At 71.4% G+C, this 5,787-nt stretch carries 5 protein-coding genes, 1 pseudogene and 1 riboswitch; of the genes and pseudogenes, 2 read left to right on the top strand and 4 right to left on the bottom strand.

The window, feature by feature from the left end:
• The 4 genes from ABZ646_RS38545 to gcvT all read right to left on the bottom strand — a co-directional run.
• Positions 1-1,166: L-serine ammonia-lyase (locus ABZ646_RS38545; RefSeq protein WP_360529938.1), on the bottom strand; the 1,166-nt coding region annotated here is incomplete at its 3' end.
• Positions 1,167-1,222: 56 nt separating this feature from the next.
• The gene (gene glyA / locus ABZ646_RS38540) at positions 1,223-2,485 is read right to left on the bottom strand and encodes a serine hydroxymethyltransferase (RefSeq protein WP_360529935.1); all 1,263 of its coding nucleotides are present in this window, start codon (positions 2,483-2,485) and stop codon (positions 1,223-1,225) included.
• Positions 2,486-2,546: 61 nt separating this feature from the next.
• Positions 2,547-2,924: a glycine cleavage system protein GcvH gene (gcvH, locus tag ABZ646_RS38535; RefSeq protein WP_360529931.1), complete on the bottom strand. Its 378-nt coding sequence runs from the start codon at positions 2,922-2,924 to the stop codon at positions 2,547-2,549.
• Between the two features lie 98 nt (positions 2,925-3,022).
• Positions 3,023-4,150 (bottom strand): glycine cleavage system aminomethyltransferase GcvT, encoded by a 1,128-nt coding sequence (gcvT, locus tag ABZ646_RS38530; protein WP_360529928.1) that lies wholly within the window; start codon positions 4,148-4,150, stop codon positions 3,023-3,025.
• Positions 4,151-4,321: 171 nt separating this feature from the next.
• A riboswitch (glycine riboswitch) is annotated at positions 4,322-4,421 on the bottom strand.
• A 156-nt stretch (positions 4,422-4,577) separates the two neighbouring features.
• Here gcvT and ABZ646_RS38525 point away from each other — a divergent pair.
• Complete coding sequence (locus ABZ646_RS38525) at positions 4,578-5,222, top strand: AAA family ATPase (protein WP_360529941.1); 645 nt, start codon at positions 4,578-4,580, stop codon at positions 5,220-5,222.
• Positions 5,223-5,540: 318 nt separating this feature from the next.
• A pseudogene (locus tag ABZ646_RS38520) lies at positions 5,541-5,787 on the top strand (enhanced serine sensitivity protein SseB); the annotation flags it as partial.

Here is a 5,787-nt window from a genome sequence, read left to right as displayed (position 1 = left end):
ATGCGCCAAGGGCGAGCGCCCAGCCAGATCACCAGGTTGTGTTCCATGCCGATCTCGGCGGCGTTCTCGACCTGTTCGGGAGAGCCGCCGAGGACCTCGGCGAGGGCGCCCGCCGCCATCGAGCAGGCCGAGCCCACCTCGCCCTGGCAGCCGACCTCGGCACCGGAGATGGAGGCGTTCTCCTTGAAGAGCATGCCGATCGCGCCCGCGGCCAGCAGGAAGCGGACGACCCCGTCCTCGTCGGCGCCGGGAACGAAGTTGATGTAGTAGTGCAGGACCGCCGGGATGATGCCGGCCGCGCCGTTCGTGGGCGCGGTCACCACCCGGCCGCCGGCCGCGTTCTCCTCGTTCACGGCCATCGCGTAGAGCGTGATCCACTCCATCGCGTGGGCCAGCGGGTCGCCCTCGGCGCGCAGTTGCCGGGCGGTCACGGCGGCCCGGCGCTTCACCCGGAGGCCGCCCGGCAGGATGCCCTCCCGGGACATCCCGCGCGAGACGCACGCCTGCATCACCCGCCAGATGTCCAGCAGCCCGGCGCGGATCTCGTCCTCCGTCCGCCAGGCCCGCTCGTTCTCCAGCATCAGCGCGGAGATGGACAGACCCGTCTCCTTCGTCAGGCGCAGCAGCTCGTCGCCCGTGCGGAAGGGGTACTTCAGGACGGTGTCGTCCAGCTTGATGCGGTCCGCGCCGATCGCCTCCTCGTCCACGACGAACCCGCCGCCGACCGAGTAGTACGTCCTCGACAGCAGCTCCGCCCCGGACGCGTCGTACGCCCAGAGGGTCATGCCGTTCGCGTGGTAGGGGAGTGCCTTGCGGCGGTGCAGCTTCAGGTCGTCGTCGAAGGAGAACGCGATCTCGTGCTCGCCCACCAGCGACAGACGCCCCGAGGCCTTGATCTTCTCCAGCCGGTCGTCCGCCGTCTCCACGTCCACCGTGCGCGGCGAGGCGCCCTCCAGACCGAGCAGCACCGCCTTCGGGGTGCCGTGGCCGTGGCCGGTGGCGCCGAGGGATCCGTACAGCTCGGCACGTATCCGCGCGACCGAGGGCAGCAGCTCCTCGTTGCGCAGGCGGCGCGCGAAGATCCGGGCCGCGCGCATCGGGCCGACGGTGTGGGAGCTCGACGGGCCGATGCCGATCGAGAACAGGTCGAAGACCGAGATGGCCACGGGAACTCCTTGGAAAAGGGCGGGGGCACACGCCATCGGGTGCCCCCGCCGGGGAACTACTTGTTCAGACCGGGGTAGAGCGGGTGCTTCGCGGTCAGGGCCTCGACCCGGGCCTTCAGCGCCTTCGCGTCGTAGGAAGGCTTCAGCGTCTCGGCGATCACGTCCGCGACCTCGGCGAAGTCCTCGGCCGTGAAGCCGCGGGTGGCCAGCGCCGGGGTGCCGATCCGCAGCCCCGAGGTGACCATCGGCGGGCGCGGGTCGTTCGGGACGGCGTTGCGGTTGACCGTGATGCCGACCTCGTGGAGCCGGTCCTCGGCCTGCTGTCCGTCCAGCTCGGACTCGCGCAGGTCGACGAGGATCAGGTGGACGTCCGTACCACCGGACAGGACGTTCACGCCGGCCTCGCGGGCGTCGGCGGCCGTCAGCCGCTCCGCCAGGATGCGCGCACCCTCCACCGTACGACGCTGGCGCTCCTTGAAGTCCGCCGAGGCGGCGACCTTGAAGGAGACCGCCTTCGCCGCGATCACGTGCTCCAGGGGGCCGCCCTGGAAACCCGGGAAGACGGACGAGTTCAGCTTCTTCGCGAAGCCCTGCTTGGCGAGGATGATCCCGCCGCGCGGGCCGCCCAGCGTCTTGTGGGTGGTGGAGGTGACCACGTCGGCGTACGGCACCGGGTTCTCGTGCAGCCCCGCCGCCACCAGGCCCGCGAAGTGGGCCATGTCGACCCACAGGTACGCCTCGACCTCGTCGGCGATCCGGCGGAACTCCGCGAAGTCCAGCTGGCGCGGGTACGCCGACCAGCCCGCGATGATCACCTTCGGCCGGTGCTCCTTGGCGAGCCGCTCGACCTCGGCCATGTCGACCAGACCGGAGTCGTCCACGTGGTAGGCGACCACGTCGAACTGCTTGCCGGAGAAGTTCAGGCGCATGCCGTGGGTCAGGTGACCGCCGTGGGCGAGGTCCAGACCGAGGATGGTGTCCCCGGGCTGGGCCAGCGCGAACAGGGCCGCCTGGTTGGCGGAGGCGCCCGAGTGCGGCTGCACGTTCGCGTACTCGGCCCCGAACAGCTCCTTCACCCGGTCGATGGCGATCTGCTCGGTGACGTCGACGTGCTCGCAGCCGCCGTAGTAGCGGCGGCCCGGGTAGCCCTCGGCGTACTTGTTGGTGAGGACCGAGCCCTGCGCCTCCATGACCGCGACCGGCGCGAAGTTCTCGGAGGCGATCATCTCCAGGGTGGACTGCTGACGCACCAGCTCGGCGTCGACCGCGGCGGCGACCTCCGGGTCGAGCTCGTGCAGGGACGTGTTCAGAACGGACATCTGTTTCTACGACTCCTAAGCCGGTGTTCCTACGGCCGTCGGCCGGCGGTGGGGGCGGCCCTCAGCCGGCGGTGAAGGCGGTGTAATCGTCGGCGGAGAGCAGGTCGGCCGGCTCGTCCGCGAAGCGCACCTTGAACAGCCAGCCGCCCTCGAAGGGGGCCGAGTTCACCAGCGACGGGTCCTCCACGACGTCCTCGTTGACCTCGGTGACCTCGCCGGTGACCGGCGAGTACAGGTCGGACACCGACTTGGTCGACTCCAGTTCGCCGCAGGTCTCGCCCGCGGTCACCGTGTCGCCGACCGCCGGGAGCTGGACGAAGACGACGTCACCGAGCGCGTTGGCCGCGTGCTCCGTGATGCCGACCTTCGCCACGCCCTCCTCGGCGGCCGACAGCCACTCGTGCTCCTTGCTGTAGCGCAGCTGCTGGGGGTTGCTCATGTCCTGAATTCTCCTGTACGCGGGGGAGTGCTGATGAATGGGGAACTGCGGAAGGCCTGCCCGAGCAGCGACGATGTGCTCGGTATCACCTGCGGTGGCTACTTCTGGCGCTTGTAGAACGGCAGCGGCACGACCTCGTACGGTTCGTGGCTGCCCCGGATGTCCACGCCGACCCCGGCCGTGCCGGGCGCCGAGTGCGCCGCGTCGACGTACGCCATGGCGATCGGCCTGCCCAGGGTGGGGGAGGGGGCGCCGGAGGTGACCTCGCCGATCACCTGGCCGGCGGCGACCACGGGGTATCCGGCGCGCGGCACCCGGCGGCCCTCGGCGACCAGGCCGACGAGGACGCGCGGCGGGTCCGACTCCGCGCGGGCCGCCGCCTCGGTGAGCGCCTCGCGCCCCACGAAGTCGCCCTCCTTGTCGAACTTGACCACCCGGCCGAGCCCGGCGTCGAAGGGGGTCAGCGAGGCGGTGAGCTCATGGCCGTAGAGCGGCATGCCCGCTTCGAGCCGCAGGGTGTCCCGGCAGGACAGGCCGCAGGGCACCAGCCCCGCCGGCCCGCCCGCCTCGGTCAGGGCCTGCCACAGCTCCACCGCGTGCTCCGGCTTCACGAACAGCTCGAAGCCGTCCTCGCCGGTGTAGCCGGTGCGGGCGATCAGCGCCGGGACCCCGGCGACGGTGCCGGGCAGCCCGGCGTAGTACTTGAGGCCGTCCAGGTCGGCGTCGGTGAGGGACTTCAGGATCCCGGGCGACTCCGGTCCCTGGACGGCGATCAGGGCGTAGGCGTCCCGGTCGTCGCGCACCTCGGCGTCGAAGCCGGCGGCACGTTCCCGCAGCGCGTCGAGGACCACCTGGGCGTTGGAGGCGTTGGCGACGACCAGGTACTCGGTGTCGGCCGTGCGGTAGACGATCAGGTCGTCGAGGATGCCGCCGTCGGTCCGGCAGATCATGGTGTAGCGGGCGCGGCCCGGCCCGACCGAGGCGATGTTCCCGACCAGGGCGTGGTTCAGCAGCCGGGCCGCCTCGGGCCCGGTCACGGTGATCTCGCCCATGTGGGAGAGGTCGAAGAGGCCGGCCGCGGTGCGCACCGCGACGTGCTCGTCGCGCTCGGAGCGGTAGCGCAGGGGCATGTCCCAGCCGGCGAAGTCGGTCATGGTCGCGCCGAGCGAGCGGTGCAGGGCATCGAGTGCGGTGCGGCGGGGTGCGGCGGAATCGGTACTGCTCATCGGTCGGTCGTCTCCCAAGGGTCCCGAAGGCGTGACAGGCGAGGGGGCTGTCCTCCCCGCTGTCCTCCCCATCTGTCATCGGAACCTGAGAGGTTCGCCCTGACCCGCTCGGGGTCACGGCTTGCACCTTGGGTGGAGCCACTGACACAGCGGCCCGCTTTTCAGATGTGCCTCGCCCGCGCGGTAACGGGGCCTGAGAGATTCAAGGGAGGGACTTGCTCCTTCGGCGCCCCGGGCACCGTGGTGCCGGGGACTCTCCCGCGCGGATTCAAGCGGCCGGTATGCAGTTGGCGCGGACATCATTGCATGCCCGGCTGACCTTTGTGACAGGGCTGTGGCGGGAAGCGGACCGAACTGCGGAACACCGTACATTACCTTTTCTTTACGGAAGGTGGGGAGAACCTTTCCTGAACCCCTGGGGAGGACGATCACGGTGACGAGGACCACGGCGTACGCGACGACGGGCATCGCCCTGCCCGGGCAGCAGACGGCCCCTGCCCGGGGCGTCCGCGACCTGCGCGACCGTGCCGGCCACAGCCCGCACGGCCTGCTCTTCGGTCGCCGCGACCTGGTCGTGGTCACCGGGTTGCCGGGCAGCGGGAAGTCCACGCTGATGCACCGCACCGTCCAGGGCATACGGATCGACTCCCAGGACACCCGTGACCGCTGGGACGCCCGGCTGGCCCGCGTCCTGCCGTACGCCGTCTACCGCCCGCTGGTCCGCCTCGCCCACTACGCCGCACTGCGCCGCGCCCTCGGCACCGGCGAGGGCGTGGTCGTGCACGACTGCGGCACGCAGGTCTGGGTGCGCGACTGGCTGGCCAGAGAGGCGCGCCGCCGCGGCGGCACCCTGCACCTGCTGCTGCTCGACGTCACGCCGGACACGGCCCTGGACGGCCAGCGTGAGCGCGGCCGGGGCGTCTCGCGGTACGCCTTCCTGCGCCACCGCCGGGCGGCGGGCAGGCTGATCCGCTCCGTCGAGAAGGGCGAACTGCCCCCGGGCTGCGGCGGGGCACTGCTCCTCGACCGCGACGCGGCGGACGCGCTGCGCCGCATCGCCTTCACGACCTGAACGCGCCGGGCCGCACCCCCCGCGCGCTGCGACTGCACGGACCGCACCTCTCGGGCCGAACGCATCAGGGTGAGCGTGTCGGGCCGCCCGCGCGCGGCCTGAACCGTGCGTGCTGTGCGACGCGGCCTGAACCGTGCGCGTTGCGCTCTGCGGGTTGAATGGTGCGCGCTGCGAGGTGCGGGCCGAACTGTGCGGGCCGAACTGTGCGGGCCGAACTGTGCAGGCTGAACTGTGCGGGCCGGATCGGCTGCTGGCTTTGTCGGTGGCACCCGCTAGCCTTTCCAGCCTCAGCAGTGGTTTCCAGCAGGCGGTAGGCAGATGGACTTCCCGGCGGACTTTCCCGCGGACTTCCCGGCACAGGCACACCCCCACCCGCACGGCGGTTGGCCCGGCAACGAACTGGAGGAGGTGCTGTCGGCCTCCCTCGGCGTGCCCGCGGCGGCGGGCCGGCTCATCGAGGTGCTGGGCCGCAGCTTCCTGTGGATCCCGCTGCCCGAGGGCGGCGGCCCGCACAGCGGCTCCCTCGACCTGCCCACCACGGAGATCGCCGGCCAGGTGTACGTCC

This window comes from Streptomyces sp. NPDC007162 (assembly GCF_040634175.1).
GTDB lineage: Bacteria > Actinomycetota > Actinomycetes > Streptomycetales > Streptomycetaceae > Streptomyces.
This window is presented reverse-complemented; position numbering and strand designations above follow the sequence as displayed.